The sequence below is a fragment of the Bacillus sp. SLBN-46 genome, assembly GCF_031453555.1.
Taxonomy (GTDB): domain Bacteria; phylum Bacillota; class Bacilli; order Bacillales; family Cytobacillaceae; genus Neobacillus.
In genome coordinates this window covers 3,279,604-3,296,259 of the sequence record NZ_JAVIZM010000001.1, presented here as the reverse complement: position 1 = coordinate 3,296,259, position 16,656 = coordinate 3,279,604, and the positions used below count along the sequence as shown (strand labels likewise).

The 16,656-nt window shown below is 37.8% G+C and carries 15 protein-coding genes and 1 pseudogene; 10 read left to right on the top strand and 6 right to left on the bottom strand.

What is annotated here, in order from left to right:
• Positions 1 to 514: 514 nt before the first annotated feature.
• The gene (locus tag QFZ87_RS16895) at positions 515 to 1,657 is read right to left on the bottom strand and encodes a metallophosphoesterase (protein WP_309863693.1); all 1,143 of its coding nucleotides are present in this window, start codon (positions 1,655 to 1,657) and stop codon (positions 515 to 517) included.
• A 199-nt stretch (positions 1,658 to 1,856) separates the two neighbouring features.
• Here QFZ87_RS16895 and QFZ87_RS16890 point away from each other — a divergent pair, with 199 nt between their 5' ends.
• Both QFZ87_RS16890 and QFZ87_RS16885 read left to right on the top strand, forming a co-directional pair.
• Positions 1,857 to 2,732, top strand: coding sequence for an alpha/beta fold hydrolase (locus tag QFZ87_RS16890; protein WP_309863691.1), 876 nt, complete (start codon positions 1,857 to 1,859; stop codon positions 2,730 to 2,732).
• A 2-nt stretch (positions 2,733 to 2,734) separates the two neighbouring features.
• Entirely contained in the window at positions 2,735 to 3,496 is a 762-nt protein-coding gene (locus tag QFZ87_RS16885; RefSeq protein WP_309863689.1) for an MBL fold metallo-hydrolase, read from the top strand.
• 51 nt (positions 3,497 to 3,547) lie between these two features.
• On the opposite strand, the gene QFZ87_RS16880 is transcribed toward QFZ87_RS16885, so the two are convergent.
• Positions 3,548 to 4,066, bottom strand: a complete 519-nt coding sequence (locus QFZ87_RS16880) for a DinB family protein (RefSeq protein ID WP_309863687.1) — start codon at positions 4,064 to 4,066, stop codon at positions 3,548 to 3,550.
• A gap of 322 nt (positions 4,067 to 4,388) precedes the next feature.
• Positions 4,389 to 4,841 carry a DinB family protein gene (locus QFZ87_RS16875; protein ID WP_309863685.1) on the bottom strand — a complete coding sequence of 151 codons (453 nt, stop codon included), beginning with the start codon at positions 4,839 to 4,841 and terminating at the stop codon, positions 4,389 to 4,391.
• A 215-nt stretch (positions 4,842 to 5,056) separates the two neighbouring features.
• Here QFZ87_RS16875 and QFZ87_RS16870 point away from each other — a divergent pair, with 215 nt between their 5' ends.
• Both QFZ87_RS16870 and QFZ87_RS16865 read left to right on the top strand, forming a co-directional pair.
• Entirely contained in the window at positions 5,057 to 5,821 is a 765-nt protein-coding gene (locus QFZ87_RS16870) for an MBL fold metallo-hydrolase (protein WP_309863682.1), read from the top strand.
• Positions 5,822 to 5,959: 138 nt separating this feature from the next.
• Entirely contained in the window at positions 5,960 to 6,832 is an 873-nt protein-coding gene (locus QFZ87_RS16865; protein WP_309863680.1) for a LysR family transcriptional regulator, read from the top strand.
• 49 nt (positions 6,833 to 6,881) lie between these two features.
• On the opposite strand, the gene QFZ87_RS16860 is transcribed toward QFZ87_RS16865, so the two are convergent.
• On the bottom strand, positions 6,882 to 7,382 hold the full coding sequence (locus tag QFZ87_RS16860; RefSeq protein ID WP_309863678.1) for a GNAT family N-acetyltransferase: 501 nt from the start codon (positions 7,380 to 7,382) through the stop codon (positions 6,882 to 6,884).
• Positions 7,383 to 7,604: 222 nt separating this feature from the next.
• Between QFZ87_RS16860 and QFZ87_RS16855 the strand changes: the two genes are divergently transcribed.
• The 6 genes and pseudogenes from QFZ87_RS16855 (at position 7,605) to QFZ87_RS16830 (ending at position 13,805) form a co-directional block, all read left to right on the top strand.
• The gene (locus QFZ87_RS16855) at positions 7,605 to 8,870 is read left to right on the top strand and encodes an SH3 domain-containing protein (RefSeq protein WP_309863676.1); all 1,266 of its coding nucleotides are present in this window, start codon (positions 7,605 to 7,607) and stop codon (positions 8,868 to 8,870) included.
• Between the two features lie 183 nt (positions 8,871 to 9,053).
• Positions 9,054 to 11,481: pseudogene (locus tag QFZ87_RS16850) on the top strand (heavy metal translocating P-type ATPase).
• A 15-nt stretch (positions 11,482 to 11,496) separates the two neighbouring features.
• Positions 11,497 to 12,306, top strand: a complete 810-nt coding sequence (locus QFZ87_RS16845; RefSeq protein ID WP_309863672.1) for a hypothetical protein — start codon at positions 11,497 to 11,499, stop codon at positions 12,304 to 12,306.
• An 81-nt stretch (positions 12,307 to 12,387) separates the two neighbouring features.
• Positions 12,388 to 12,732, top strand: a complete 345-nt coding sequence (locus QFZ87_RS16840) for a metal-sensitive transcriptional regulator (protein ID WP_309863669.1) — start codon at positions 12,388 to 12,390, stop codon at positions 12,730 to 12,732.
• Positions 12,733 to 12,744: 12 nt separating this feature from the next.
• Entirely contained in the window at positions 12,745 to 12,951 is a 207-nt protein-coding gene (copZ, locus tag QFZ87_RS16835; protein WP_309863667.1) for a copper chaperone CopZ, read from the top strand.
• Positions 12,952 to 13,124: 173 nt separating this feature from the next.
• On the top strand, positions 13,125 to 13,805 hold the full coding sequence (locus QFZ87_RS16830; RefSeq protein WP_309867941.1) for a TatD family hydrolase: 681 nt from the start codon (positions 13,125 to 13,127) through the stop codon (positions 13,803 to 13,805).
• A gap of 184 nt (positions 13,806 to 13,989) precedes the next feature.
• On the opposite strand, the gene QFZ87_RS16825 is transcribed toward QFZ87_RS16830, so the two are convergent.
• Complete coding sequence (locus QFZ87_RS16825) at positions 13,990 to 15,264, bottom strand: MFS transporter (RefSeq protein ID WP_309863665.1); 1,275 nt, start codon at positions 15,262 to 15,264, stop codon at positions 13,990 to 13,992.
• Between the two features lie 13 nt (positions 15,265 to 15,277).
• The gene (locus QFZ87_RS16820) at positions 15,278 to 16,585 is read right to left on the bottom strand and encodes an alkaline phosphatase family protein (RefSeq protein WP_396133933.1); all 1,308 of its coding nucleotides are present in this window, start codon (positions 16,583 to 16,585) and stop codon (positions 15,278 to 15,280) included.
• Positions 16,586 to 16,656: the final 71 nt, after the last annotated feature.

The window sequence follows — 16,656 nt, the reverse complement described above, 5'->3', positions numbered from 1 at the left end:
TACTTTTTACTTTAGGATTTTGGTAAATGTAGAAGTAGCGGGTCACTACGTCTGCTTTTTATTAAAGAAGAGGTTAAAAAGTAGAAGTAGAAAGGTTCTACGTATACTTATATCTTCTGATAAAGGGGAAAAGTAGAAGTAGAAGGTCGCTACGTCTGCTTTTCGTAAAAGAAGAGGTTAAAAAGTAGAAGTAGAAGGGTTCTACGTATACTTATATCTTCTGATAAAGGGGAAAAGTAGAAGTAGAAGGTCGCTACATCTGATTTTCGTAAAAGAAAAGGTTAAAAAGTAGAAGTAGAAGGGTTCTACGTATACTTTTATCTTAAAATAAAGGGGAAAAGTAGAAGTATTCTAGCTAAAATTTTTCCTGAAAAAAGTTTGCGCTGAAATGCTTACGTTTATTTTGCCCGTTAGACATAGCAATATATCGAGATAGTGAGCCTTTTCTCGAATATTGCCCTCAAAAAATATAAAGCAAAGAAACTCCCAGCAGAATTTTGCTGGGAGTTTTGTATTAATTTATGCTGCTATAAGAAGCTTCTGCCACATCAGCAAACGTTACATCTATTTCTATAACTTCCGAACGGCTGCCTATCCGTAGGGGCGGACCCCAAAAGCCATAGCCCGATGAGACGATGGTATGAAGCTGTTCTCTTTGGAGATAACCCCAGTCTACTTCAAACATTCTACGGGTAATCAGGTGGTTCGGGGCCATTTGCCCTCTGTGGGTATGCCCTGAAAGCAGCAGGTCCACCTGATTCTGTGCCGCTTGCTTTACCTCAGCAGGTTGATGGTCCATCATAATAATCGGCATGGAATGATCAATATCAGAGAGTAAGTGTTCAATCGGCATTCTGTTACTGTCGGTCTTATCCTTCCTACCTACCAAATAAAAACTTTCTGCAATCTTGACGACTTCATCCATTAAGATGGTAATCCCGTTTTGATTCATTTCCTGAAGGTACTTCGGTATCCCGCCTCCATAATATTCATGATTACCTAAAACACCATAAATACCTAGTGGTGCTGATAACTCGCTCATGATTTTTCCCATGTTCTTCTTGATAAATGGCTCAGGATCATCATCAATAATATCACCTGGCAACAAAATAATATCTGGCTGAAGGGCATTCACTTCTCGAACGAGTCTGCGTGCATGGGATGGACCCGAGAGTCTGCCAAAGTGCATATCAGAAGCCATGGCAATTTTAAGCTGAGAACGAGAATGACCTTGTTTTGGGATTGTAATGGAGAATTTCCGTACAACAGGGCTATAGGCATTGAACGTACCAACAATGAATAGGACAATAAAGGCAGTAAGTACAAACCCGCCTATCCAAATGACCACCGTTGTCTTAGGAAGTCCGAAAAATATTAATGCCAATGCAATCAGGTTTGCAATAGGAAGGAACAAAATTGCATACTGGAGAACTCCAAACCAATAGGATCCAATCATTTTAAATATCGGCAAGCTTTTTAGGAAATGACCAATAATGTAGGAAAAAGAAATTAGTACAATAAGGATCCCATAGATCCATTTTGTCTCAAATCCAAAGGAGGTATGGAGCCACAACCAGCCGTTCCAGCCAATGTAGAAGGTTAAAGCAGAATAAACAATAATCATAAGCAGGAAATTTATAATATAGCGAGGTTTCATATGACAGCTCCTTCTATGGATAAAAACATGAATAGTAGTTCAAGTATTGCATGTTAAGAAAACACTGTCAACAAAACGTCACCGCGGGATACATACGATAACTTTTGGTTATAAGTGTATAAGTTTTATATATTTCCTATTTTTGGTTTTACGCTATATGCTATTTTTATAGAAACCATAACCGGAGGGAAGGAAAAACATGGAGTATTTTTATGGCAAAGGGTCAGATAACGTCACACTACATTATGTTAGAAAAGGAACTGAACACAAGCGTACAGTCATATTGTTGCACGGATGGCCTGGATATTGGTTTGATTGGCGGTATGTCATACCTAGACTTTCCGAGAACTTTAATGTGATTGCACCTGATTTTAGGGGATTCGGTAACTCGGATAAACCAAATGTGCCTCCACATGAAGGATATACCCCAGAACACCATGCGAAAGACTTAATATCTCTTTTGAATCACCTGAACATTGAGAAGGCAATTTTTGCAGCCCACGATATTGGTGCAACGGTCGCGCAAACTATTGCGAAGACCTATCCAGAATATGTGGAAGGGCTTGTTCTATTAAACCCACCATACCAAGGCATCGGCATACGCCGTTTCGATCCAGCGATTCAAAAAGAGTTCTGGTATCAGCACCTTCATAATTTACCATTAGCTGAAACTATTATCGGGAAATCGAAGGAAGCTATTAAATATTATATTTTGCATTTTTATGAGCATTGGACCGGAAGCAAAGTTAAAGCTACACCTGAAGATTTAGAAAAAATAGTAAACATGTATTGTCAGGAGGATTTTTTTGTGAAAAGTATTGCTTATTACCGAGCTAGGGCGGCAGCAAAAACAGTTCAATCGGTTAATCAAACCCAACCAACTCGAATAGGTCAAAAGACGAAGGTATTGTGGGGAGAAGAGGATCCAGTCATGCTTGCAGCTTGGTCTGATCAGTTGGAGAATTATTTTTCAGATGTATCGCTTGAGAAATTGCCAAGGATTGGACATTTTGTTCCATTCGAAGCCCCATATGAAGTGATAGAAGCAATAATGGAATTAGATAAACAATTATAGAGGTGAGAAACTTGAACATACAATTAATCAGACATGCAACAATAAAACTTCAGTTTAACGGGCAGACGATACTAGTTGACCCGATGTTTAGTTTAAAGAGTACGCTTGCACCGGTCGCAAATGCAGCCAATGAATGTAAAAATCCTTTAGTTGATCTGCCGATTACGGTAGAAGAATTGTTAAGCGAAATAAACGCAATAATCATCACTCATTCACACCGGGACCATTTAGACGATCGAGCCATCGAATTATTGCCGAAAGATCTCCCCGTTTTTTGCCAGCGAGAGGACGAAGAAAAACTAATTAGTCTAGGATTTAAAGATGTGAGGACCGTGTGGTACGAAACAGAATGGAAAGGAATTCGATTGATAAGAACCGGAGGAGAACATGGGACGGGAGAGTTAGGGAAACTTATGGGCCCAGTGTCTGGATTTGTTTTACAAGCGGAAGATGAGCCTGTTGTCTACGTGGCAGGGGATACCATCTGGTGTTCGGAAGTAGAAGAAGCAATTGCAAATTATTCGCCGGGAGTTATTGTACTAAATGGAGGGGAAGCACAATACTTAACGGGAGACCCTATTACAATGGGGGTAAAGGACATTGAAAAGGTTCATAGGGCAAGCCCTTCTTCAAATATAGTAGTGGTCCACATGGAATCATGGAATCACTGTTTGTTAACTAGAAGGGACCTAAGACAATATATCGAAACCAATCAGCTGTTAGATATATCCGTTCCTGATGATGGAAGGATACTTAATTTCTAGCTTAGATTTAAAATAAAAGGAAAGCTTGGCAGTTGTCCGCCAAGCTTTTTCTTAACTATTCTTGTTGAGGCCTAAAAGATATTTTATTTCTTTAATTTGGTCAATATGCCGTTGTTCATGTAAATATATTAGTTCAACCCATTGGTCTAGAAGCAATTCACCAAAGACAGGATGAAGCACTGATTTTTCCTCCAAGATTGACTTGTCTTTTACTGTCTTAAGAACAGTTAACAAATAATTTCTCGAATCATTTAATAAATCAATTACTTCTAGAACATCAATCGGTTCCAAATTTGGTTTAACTATTTCTGGAGCCTCAATCTTCTTGGTTCGATCCAACGCATGATGGAGGTTTTTTCGTTTTACCTGATTGTTAGGTATTTGTTTTAGTCCATATTCAATAGCTCGCGTAAATGATTTTTCAGTTAGAGCTAAGTGATGACTAACTTGAGCCATACTCCACATAGTAGGATTAGGACTTTTGTTAAACTCATCGTAACCTAGTAAACTTATTTCATTTAACAGTCTATTCCTTGTATCAGACAGATTTTCAATATGTATATTACTCATAAATACCCCCCTTACATCAAAAAAAAAATAGTAATTGTTCCTCCGAATAAATTCACTCCATAAAAAACAAACTTCTCTACTTAACTATATTTTATTACTTGTTCCTATAACCTAGTACTTAATTCTGAAAAAATATGGAAAAAATGTATGACAATAGTGTAAAGCAAATGCATTCATTAAAGAAGGACACAGATTACGAGTCAGTATTGGTCCAAGTTATTTTCCACATATCCTCCATCATATTGCCAATTGTAAAATAAAGAAAAAAAGGCTGTTGATTGAAACCTATCAACAGCCTTTTTTAGTCATTCACATCTGAATATTATCTTTGCTCGTACACTTCTTTTATTTGCTTCATATGGTGTTCATCATGTTCCACCATACCTAACAAATAGTTTTCAAGTGTGAATGTTGTCTCTCCTATGGTAAAGGAAGTCTGAAGATTGGCTTTGTCTAACTCCTCGAGTAGGTTTTTACGGTTGGTGATAAACCGATCAATCAAGTCATTTTTACTTAAACCAGAATGAGCAAAGTTTTGAGCATCATTGTTAATTGCTTGGACATCGACTTGCCCAGATGGAAGGGTATCACCAGTTAACATCATTGGTAATCGAGAATTTTGTATGTATTGATCCCAAAGGTAAAGATGGGCAACGATGGCAGCTGATGACCATTTTCCCTCACTAATTGGTGAGAAGAAAATACGATCGTCTTCCACCTGCTTTATTTCCTCCAAAAATGGAATGATGGTGCCAAATTGTGAGACAACATTCATAGAAAAACCTCCCAAAATTTATTTTTTCTATAATCCTAGAATACCAGTTTTTATGTGTACTAGGTAATGTTCTTTAGTCATACGGTAATAACGAATAGTTATGGGGTTATTACTTTTAAGTATTATCTTTGCTAAACGAAATCTTGTTAGTATGAAGATAGAAGTTTAAATAAGTTACGTGGAACTTCTATCATATTGTAGTGGGGGTAAACAAAATGGAAATAAAAAAATTATCATGGGCGAGTATTTTAATAAAAACGAATGAAACAACTGTCCTTGTGGACCCACTAGGGGGACCTATTAAGGGACAGGATAAACCACTAGCTGCTAAGATTGGTGATCCTTTGGAACCGCTGATTTCATTGGAAACGATAGAGCAACCAGACGTTATTTTAATAACTCATGTTCATCCGGACCATTTTGATTATCAATCGGTTCTTCAACATTTTGGTGAAAATGTAAAAATCTTTGTTCCAATGGATTCCAGTGATTATGTAAAGAAACTTGGTTTTCGTCATGTGGTGGGGGCTCAACCGAACGATGAATTCGAAACTAAAGATGTAAAGATGATAGCTTCCTATTCAGTCGATGGCTTTGGTTCCCCTCAAGTCTCTTGGATCATTAAGGATGAACAGCATACAGTCCTACATTGCGGTGACACTCAGTGGCATGGATATTGGTGGCGAATGGAGAATCAATATGGGCCCATTCATGCAGCCTGTCTTCCAGTCAATGGTCCGATCCTACAAGTAGTAGGGTTAAAGGAACAAAGTCAATTACCAGCATGCTTAACCCCAGAAGAGGCAGTAGAAGCAACGAAAATAGTAGGTGCTAAGCTAATTCCTATTCATTACTCCACCTTTAACAATCCGCCATATTACAGTGAAACTGAAAATATTGAAGAAAGATTAATTAAGCGGGCCAATCTGCGTGGTGTTGAAGTAACATTCCTGAAAACAAATGAGCAGATAATTATGTAGATATTGTCTCACTCGACCTCCTTAAAAGGGGTCTTTTTTTTAGTGTAATTTTCATTCACATATGGTCCTCTTTCATGTAATCTGAAGGTAAGGGAAGAATTGGATGTATAACTAAATCATAAAGAGGATTTGATGTCCATGTTGAAATTAATTCAGTTAAAATATTTTGTTTCTACGGTAGAAGCAGGTAGTGTTACGAATGCGGCAAGGAATCTATTTATCTCACAACCAGCGCTCTCAAAACAGATTACTCAACTTGAAAGTGAGTTAAATTGTGAACTGTTTTTAAGGAAAACGACTGGAATAGTATTAACCGAAGCAGGTAAACATTTGTACCAAAAAGGGATTGAATTATTAAAAGCTGCTGAAGAACTTTCTTCTGAAATGAATCAATATGCAAAAAAACAAACCATTAAGATTGGAGCGCTGCCAAGCATTGGCACACATTTTCTACCTGCCGTGGTGAACAGGTTAAGAGCGGAATATAAAATCGAGGTTTTAATTAAGGATACAACTGAAGAATTGGTGCGGTTAGTCGAAAACAATCAAGCTGATTTTGTTTTTGCTCAAGATGTGGTCAGTAATCGGAATTTGGTAATGGAGAATATATGTTGGGAGCCATATGATGCAATCCTACCGATGTCAGTGATTAGCAGGGGTGTATCGCCTCTTTCAATAACCGAATTTGTGGAAAATCAACTAATTATTCATAAGCATCCGTGCGACATTCGCTCGTTTTTTGAGAATTATTGTAAAAAGAATAAAATTGATTTTGAACTGGGAATTGAATTAGAAACAAATGAATCCATTGTTGCCTTTGTTTCGAGCGGGCTAGGGGCTTCCATTATGCCGAGAATGGTTTCCCGAAATGTCAAAGACCAGTCGGCTTTAATTATGGAATTTGCTGATGAACAATTTGGCAGAAGTATTGACCTTTTATATAAACCTTCATCGAAAAAATTGGCAAAATCAATAATTGTCCTTACTAAGGAAATTATACCAGAGGGGTAAAAAGGCACACGTTATTTCAATCTTGTGTGCCTTTTAATATACTTAGATACTAAAGTAATTTTGCCATGTAATATTCATCAACATACTCATGATCAACAATTAATGAATCCTTTTTAAGACCTTCAATCTCAAAACCCATTTTTTTATATAGGGAAAGACCAGCATCATTATGACACATGACAGTTAGCTCGAGTCTATGAATTTTTCTAAGAGCAGCCCAGTTTTCTAGCTCTCTAAATAATTTGGTCCCAATACCTTGACCTGTATAGGCATTTAGTATCCCTGTCACTATATAAGCGCTGTGGCGCATTCTTTTGAAACCCTCTCTAATAGCAGTTAGATAACCAACTATTTTTCCTTCTACTTCACAAACAAGGATTAATGATAACTCATTATCTATTACATTTTTAATGTATTCGGTTTGACTCTCAATCGTTGTTTTCCGTTCGTCTGGTTCTAGCATCATAAATTTTGTTTCTTTATCTAAAGTTTTACATAATTCAAGAAAGTTTTCTGCGTCTGTAATTTCTATTTTCCTAATAATATGCATTTTCCTTTTTCCCCCAATATCTGTTTACCTAAATAAATTATAGAAATAAAAGGGTTATTTTACAATAATTGTTACACTCTTCGGAATAGTTAGGTGTAATTCCTGATTTTTTTTCCTATAGAGAGGAATTATGGAAGAAATGAGGACACAAAACCACATCAATCCTCGAATACACTATGGGGAGAAAGTTACATCTTAAGAGAGAAATAGGAGAAGAGTATTATGACTAGAGAATTATTTGTTAATGGTGAACTGACATTAATTAGAACAGAAACTCATGGAAAAAGAAAAAAAACAGAAAGTGAACCACCAATTTTTACTTCAAGGATGGAAAAAAGAGAATACTATAGATCTTTAAATTACTTTGACATCCGAAATGTGATAGATGTAAAAGTACTCCTACATGATATTCATACAAATTTACATACATATGTTTTAAAAGTGAGCGAATGGGTTCAAAACAGTCCTGTAAAAAAACTTGTAGTAACTGGAATTTTTACCGTTATGCTTGGGATTTTTTCAAATACTGCAAATGCAGCATTTATACAGGAATATACTTATCAGGTCAAAAATGGTGAAAAAATTGAGAATATTGCTACTGCACATGGAGTAACAGCTCAAGAAATATTAGAGGCCAATGGGCTGTCTTCCATTGAAGGGGAAAAAATATTATTACCAAAAGTGCAAAATCAAACGGTGACCGCGACCAAACTAAATATTCGATCACAACCTAGTACTTCAAGTAGTATTATTGGTCAATATCAACAAGGCGATGTTGTTAAAGTTTCATTCATTGACAATGGATGGGCGGCTATTCTTATTAAAGGAGCAGTTTGTTTTGTCAGCGCTGAGTATCTTACAGACACACAAAACAATACACCATCAGGAGACCAAACTAGTATAACCACTAATCCTCAAACAAAAACAACCATGTATGTAACTGCTTCATCATTGAGAGTCAGACAGGCAGCTTCTACAAATAGTGCGGTATTAGGTTCATTAAAATTAAACGAAAGTGTATCTGTAACATCAATTGTTAGTGGTTGGGCTAAGATTAATTTCAATGGAAAAGTAGCGTTTGTTAGTGAAGCCTATTTAACTGGTAAGGAACAAACAAATACAAATACTTCTGTGTATGTGATTAAAGTCGGAGATACTTTTACAAAAATTAGTAAGGGGTTAGGAGTCTCTGTTTCAGCAATCCAGGAACTAAATCCAACAGTACATCCATCAAAGTTGAAAATTGGACAAGAAATCAAAATTCCTAGTACAACTTCACCTAATTCTAATCAACTAATAGTAACAGCTCAAATAGGAGGGATAGACCCCCAAGGAACCTTTCGTTTTATCACATCTGATGGCAAAACACATGTAGCCAAAGCAGCGGGCAACATGATAAATGAATTATTTCAACAGCAAGGAAAAACAATAACATTGACACTAGAAGGAAATAGGGGTCAAACATTGACGCTAATTTCTTTTCAATAAAAATACCAATGAATTTAGCCTCCAACCCAATGGAGGCTTTTATTATTTTTAAAAAAAAGTTATAAATTTTTTATTTTTTGTTGACATTATAGGGTAGGGGGGTATAGTATAGGAGTATGAAATAAATTACCAAATCAAGGAACTGAAAATCATCAAACGATTGAATAGATGGGAGGAAAGAAAATGAGCGATTTAATTAAAGAAGCACAACTACCAATAACAGGTATGACCTGTGCTGCATGTGCCATACGGATTGAAAAAGGTTTAAATAAGATTGAAGGGGTAGACACAGCGAATGTGAACTTAGCCCTTGAAAAAGCATCCATAAAATATAATCCAGCTGTAACAAATGTGAATGATTTGATAAAGAAAGTGAATGATCTCGGTTATGGTGTTTTATCAGAAAAAGTGGAATTAGATATAATTGGAATGACCTGTGCTGCTTGTGCAACAAGAATTGAGAAGGGGTTAAACAAACTTGAGGGAGTCAACAAAGCAACCGTTAATTTAGCACTTGAAACATCCAGTGTTGAGTTTAATCCATCCCAAATCTCCATCCAAGAAATAATAACAGGCGTCGAGAAAATTGGTTACGGGGCAAAGGTAAAGCAAGAAAAATCTGCTGATATGGTAAACCATCGTGAGAAAGAAATAGAAAATCAAAAAGGGAAGTTTCTCTTTTCACTGATCCTTGCGTTTCCGTTATTTTGGGCAATGGTCGATCACTTTGAGTTTACATCCTTTATATATCTGCCAGACATGCTGATGAATCCGTGGGTTCAATTAGCACTCGCAACACCAGTTCAGTTCATTGTTGGTAGGCAGTTTTATGTTGGTGCATACAAGGCTCTTCGAAATGGAAGTGCAAACATGGATGTGCTAGTTGCCCTTGGAACATCCGCTGCTTATTTCTACAGTCTCTATATCATTATTTCGGCTATTGGTTCCGGCCAGATGATGTTTGAATTGTACTTTGAAACAAGTGCAGTATTAATAACCCTCATTCTTTTAGGGAAATTATTTGAAGCACGTGCGAAGGGACGTTCCTCAGAAGCCATCAAGAAATTAATGGGACTGCAAGCCAAGACGGCAAACGTCGTTAGGGATGGAAAAGAAATAGAAGTTGCCCTTGAAGAGGTAGTGGTGGGTGACATCATACTTGTGAAACCTGGTGAAAAGATTCCAGTTGATGGGGAAATTATCGATGGACGTTCTGCACTCGACGAATCCATGCTTACCGGTGAAAGCGTACCAGTAGATAAAACAATTGGAGATCCTGTTATTGGTGCTACGATCAATAAAAACGGGTTTTTAAAAATAAAAGCAACTAAGGTAGGAAGAGACACTGCACTGGCACAAATTATTAAAGTGGTAGAAGAGGCCCAGGGCTCTAAGGCACCGATTCAACGGTTAGCAGACCAAATATCAGGAATTTTTGTCCCTATTGTTGTCGGAATTGCTGTAGTAACCTTCTTAGTATGGTTCTTCTGGGTTAGCCCAGGAAACTTTGCTGAAGCCTTAGAAAAAATGATAGCCGTTCTTGTAATTGCTTGTCCATGTGCATTAGGGCTAGCGACACCAACATCGATTATGGCAGGGTCTGGGCGTGCGGCAGAAGCAGGGATATTATTTAAGGGCGGCGAGCACCTGGAAAGAACACATCGGATTACAACGGTTGTTTTAGATAAGACAGGTACAGTAACAAATGGAAAGCCAGAACTAACAGATGTCATCGTTACAGCTGATTTCGAGGAAAAGACATTTTTACAATTAGTAGGTTCTGCTGAGAAACAATCTGAGCACCCATTAGCAGAAGCAATTGTTAATGGCATAAAAGAGAAAGGCATCGATTTATTAGCAACCGAAGAGTTTGAGGCTATCCCTGGATACGGAATTAAAGCAACTGTTAATGGTAGGGAGTTATTAATTGGTACACGTAAACTAATGAACAAATACTCCATACCGTTTTTAACAGCGGAGAGCAAAATGGAGACTCTAGAAGAAAACGGAAAAACAGCCATGCTTGTGGCGATTAATGGGGAATTTGCTGGAATGGTAGCTGTTGCCGATACGGTAAAAGAAACCTCAAAAGCTGCGATAAAAAAATTAAAGGATATGGGTCTTGAAGTCATTATGATGACAGGTGATAATGTCCGAACTGCAAAAGCGATCGCGGATGAAGTAGGTGTAGACGCAGTGATAGCTGAAGTATTACCGGAAGGAAAAGCTGCTGAAGTGAAAAAGCTTCAGTTGCAAGGAAAACGTGTGGCGATGGTTGGAGATGGAATTAATGACGCACCAGCACTTGCTATCGCTGATATTGGCATGGCGATTGGAACCGGGACAGATGTGGCCATGGAAGCAGCAGACATTACCTTAATGAGAGGCGATTTAAATAGTATCGCTGATGCGATCGACATGAGTAAGAAGACGATTCGTAATATCCAAACAAAATTTATTCTGGGCGTTTGGCTACAACACACTGGGGATCCCAGTAGCAGCTATTGGTTTCTTAGCACCATGGCTTGCTGGAGCAGCAATGGCGTTTAGCTCTGTGTCCGTAGTATTAAATGCACTTAGATTGCAACGAGTTCGATTAAATCAGGATTAGGAAAGGAGAGACGAAATGAAAAAGTGGGCAATATCTGCAATTGTATATTTGCTGGTAGTCATTGGCGCTTACTCGGTTTATGACGCATATTTCAATCAAGAAGCTGATCATGGTGAAACTAACACTCATGAAGCATCTACAAGTGCGGAAGAGCATGGTCACGGACATGAGGAAGATGAAGTCCAAGCGGGTGAGGTAAAAACGACTTTCGTATATAATGAGGGAAAAATCACCATCGTTCTCAATGATGAAAACGGCAACCCAGTTGATGACCTAAAGGTAAACCACGAGAAATTACTCCACTTGATTGTAGTTGATGAACATTTAGAGCAATATTTGCACTTACATCCCGAAAAGGTAGGGGAAGGTAGGTTTGAATTATCACAGGAATTAAAGGATGGAGCCTATAAGGCGTTTATCGATATTAACCCTGAAAAACTAAACTATCATGTGACTCCAGTTGCTTTTACAGTAGGAAAACAACAAGACTCACATAGCCATAACAACCTTAATGCTGATCAATCTTTCGTTAAAACGATTGATGGAAAAACAGCGGAAATGGAAGTTAGTTCGTTTGAGGCACAAAAACCTGTTACACTAACATTTAAAGTGGATGAATCATCATTAGAACCTTATCTAGGTGCAGCAGGGCATGTTGTAATCTTAAATGAAACAGCGGACCAATACCTGCACGTTCATCCTCTGAATGAAAACGAGCCCGTCTTTGAAACACAGTTTGATCAACCAGGAATGTACAAAATTTGGGCTGAGTTTAAACAAGATGGAAAGGTAAGAGTGTTTTCATATGTAATTGAAGTGAAGTAAGTTTGAAAAGTTGTCAACTTACGCCCGTCGCATTACCATACGGGGGTATGATATAATGAAACAAAAAAGGGAGGCGTATAAATGGCCAATGAACATGAAGTGGAAGCGATGGTTGAGGAGTCATGCTGTGATCATGAAGGAAGTCATCGAAAAAGCCACCATTCGGATAAGGTGAAAAATAACCTAGTGACTAGATTAAATCGAATTGAAGGTCAAATCCGCGGGATTAAAGGCTTAATTGAAAAAGATACGTATTGTGATGATGTTATTAACCAAATATCTGCGACTCAATCTGCGTTAAATAGTGTAGCCAAAATCTTATTGGAAGGCCACATGAAAAGCTGCGTAGTGGAGCGAATCCAAGAAGGCGATTTCGAAGTCTTAGATGAAGTTCTAGTAACTATTCAAAAATTAATGAAAAAATAGGAGGAATTTATAATGGAACAAGTAACTTTAAATGTAAGCGGAATGTCTTGTGGTCATTGTGTGAAAGCAGTAGAAGGAAGCGTAGGTGTACTTCAAGGTGTGAAGAAAGTTGCTGTTAACCTTGATAAGGGTCAGGTGGATGTTGAATTTGATTCTAGCGTTGTCACACTTAGCACAATTAAGGAAACTATTGATGATCAAGGCTATGATGTAAAATAGGCTGAGTTTAAGCACTTGGGTATGATAGCCTGAGTGCTTTTTTGTATAATTTTATTTATGAACGTTTCAAAAGAGGGGATGGACATAATGAGAATGATAGATGCACATATCCATTTAGATCAATATAGTGATCAGGAATTAACTTGTTTACTAGACGAAAATCGATTCACGCAATGGTTACCGTTTCGAAGCATCTGACATCGTGTAAAAGGAATCTCCAATTATCACAAACCTTCCCTAAGGTGAAACCGGCGTTTGGTTTTCACCCAGAACAGCCTCTTCCAACAGATGAGGAAAAAAGTGACCTTTTTGCATGGATTGATTCCCATCAGGATGAAATGATTGCGATTGGAGAGGTGGGACTTCCATATTACTTACGGCTTGAAAATAAAATAACTGCTAGTCAGTTTGACCAATATGTGGAACTAGTTGAGGTTTTCATACAACTAGCCAAGAAATATGACAAACCTGTTGTTCTCCATTCTGTTTATGAGGATGCACCTGTTGTGTGTGATTTATTGGAAAAGCATTCAATCTTAAAAGCACATTTTCATTGGTTTAAAGGGGATAGCAAAACGATAACAAGAATGATAGGAAATGGATATTATATTTCGGTTACACCGGATGTTGTGTACAAAGAAGAGATTCAAGATATAGTTGATAAAGTTCCGATAGAGAGACTAATGGTCGAAACAGATGGCCCTTGGCGCTTTAAAGGCCCTTTTCTTGGACAAATGACTCATCCTAACATGATGCAACATTCGATCAGTAAAATCGCTTCTATAAAAAAGGGGAAACCAACTGAAGTTGGCGACATCCTACTGCAAAACACAAGAGATTTTTATTCGATTTAAGGTGAATGGCTCATTTTTCTATTGTATTGGCTCATTTTGGTGGGAGATTGGCTCATTTTGGGTGGGGATTGGCTTATTTTTCGGTAAGATTGGCTCATTTTTTCACAACATCGGCTTTTTTACCTATATATTCCAAAAAAACTCTATTAAAAAACCAGTTCCCCAACGGAAACTGGTCCTAAATTTATTGAGATAACGTAGGGGACTTCGAAACAGCTTCTGCTTCCGGTACCCGCAATAGAATGATGCCACCGATGATAAACAAAACAATCAAACTGAACACGCCGCTATTCGTATTGCCCGTCATTTGGGCCGTAAAACCGACTAAAAACGGTCCTAAGATCGCAGCAAACTTATAAAAAATACTATAGAATCCAAAGAACTCGTTGGAGCTTTCTTTTGGAACTAGCTTTGCAAAATAAGAACGGCTTAGTGCCTGAATCCCACCTTGGGAAGAGGCGACAAGCATCGCAAGAATCCAAAAATCTAAAGTCGTCTTTAGGAAATAAGCATACGTACAGATCACGATATAAATAAAGATTCCAACGAGCAGCATCGTTTTACTTTTGAATTTGTCTGCAAGTCTACCGTATAAAATGGCAAACGGTGCAGCCACTACTTGTGTGGCAAACAAAATAATTAATAGGTTCGTTGAATCAATCCCCAAATCAGAACCGTAGGCGGTAGACATGGTGATAATGGTATTTACTCCATCAATATAAAAGAAATAAGCAATTAAAAATAAAAATAATGGCCGGTAAAGTTTAATCTTTTTAAATGTTTCAAAGAGTTGTTTAAAACCATTTGAAATAGGATTAGCCACACGTTCCTTATAATAAACCTGCTTTACATGTTTTAGCATGGGAATCGTAAACAAACCCCACCATAAAGCGGTAATGGCAAACGCTGCCTGACTAGCTACTGAAACGGTTAAAGGAAGGACGCCTCTATCAGACAATAGAATTAGTGCTATTCCGATAATAAAAGGGATCGTACTTCCGATATAACCCATCGCATATCCCCGTGATGAAATCTTATTCATTCGTTCCTCGGTCGTGACGTCCACAAGAAAGGCATCATAGAAAATATTTGTACCACCAAATCCGATAACGGTGATCATATAACAAATTAATAAAATGATCCATTGGTTACTGGGGACAATGGCTAACAACAAAGTAAATACGATTCCTAGCGCAAAGAAAAAGGTAAAGAACCGCTTCTTAAATCCCTTAAAATCTGCAATGCTTCCTAAAATAGGGGCACAAAGTGATATAAGGAGAGTGGCAAACGAATTTGCATAACCCCAATAGGCAGTAGACGTGGAAGCAGCAAGGCCAGCTTTATTTGCTGCATCCTTAAAATACAACGGAAATATAGCTGTGGTAATCAGGATGGAGTAGGCAGAGTTTGCCCAGTCATAAAACACCCAGCTCTTTTCTTGCTTTGACATCCGACTCATTCATTTTCCCCCTTTAGAAAGCTAATATTTCTTCTATAACCCTTCCATCTGTATTTCCTAAGCTGACACCTAGAAGTCTCGCAAATGTTGGGCCTTCATCAATGAGACGGATTGAAGGCAGGGTGATGGGCCTAATTCCTTTCCCTGATGCCATTAAAATGGTTCCGTAATTTTCTTTTTCGGGAGAATAACCGTGACAGGCTAATGTATACTTCTTATCTGCTGCAGCAACCTCTTTAGTGACCTGCTTGATGTACTCTCCTTCAAAATCTTCTAAAAAATAATAACCACGAGCCGCTTCGACCATAAAGGCGCATGTTCCATCTGCTCCTTTTTCAGCGGCTTGTTCACCTGTTAAAAACCCTTCAATTCCAGAGGTAGGATCTTTGATTAATGTTTCTAATAATTGCTTTACTTCATTTAGAGTAGCTGAATCTTGTGCATCTTTTATGTAAATATATGCAGAGCCATCACAACTTTTACAATAAGCCTTCCAATTTATTATTTTCCCTTTTGAATTGGTCGATAATAGATGTTGCTTCCGGAACAATACATTTAAATTGACGGCTTTATTTTCATCAAGGGCACTATGGTCACCTAATGCAACTATGGTTGAATTTTCATAGATACCACTTTCCTTCAACGCATCAATGATTCTCCCTAGACGATGGTTATGGCGTTTTAAAGCAGCCATGGCTTCTTCTGAAGAAAAACCATGAAAATGGCGTTGGGTATCTAGGTCCGTAAAATGGACCATTAATAAATTTGGCTTCTTTGTTTTAATTGTGTGAACAGTTGACTCTAAAACAAAGTCATCGAGTTCTGGCTGATTCAACCCCTTACGGATATGACCGAAACGCTGATTGAGTTCCAATTGATAGCGAGGAGTCCCGTTCCTGAGAGACACAACAATTTGATTATGCCATGGGCGGTTTGCAAAGATTTCGGGCATATTATAGTCAATATTTGCTTTGCCCGTTACGGGCCATAATAATGCAGCTGTTGTCATATTGGCCTTTTTCACTTCATCATATAAAGTAGTCCCTCGAATACAATTTCTGAACCAATTCCAATCAGGTGATATCATACCTGGCTGTAAGAGTGTATTATTGATGACTCCATGCCGATTAGGATAATTTCCAGTTACGATAGTCGCATGACAAGGATAGGTAACAGAAGGATAGATTGTTTTAACATTTTCAACGTAGGCTCCATTGTTTAAAATGGTCTGAAAATGAGGCATGTCTTTTAGGATTGGAAAATCTAATGCGGATAGACAATCAAATGAAATGATTATTAAATGTTCGGTAAGACGTGTCATGATATACCTCCAAAAATAGTACCTCTTATTCAAATTGTACTACAGCAATCAGTCAAAATGTTACAGAATTT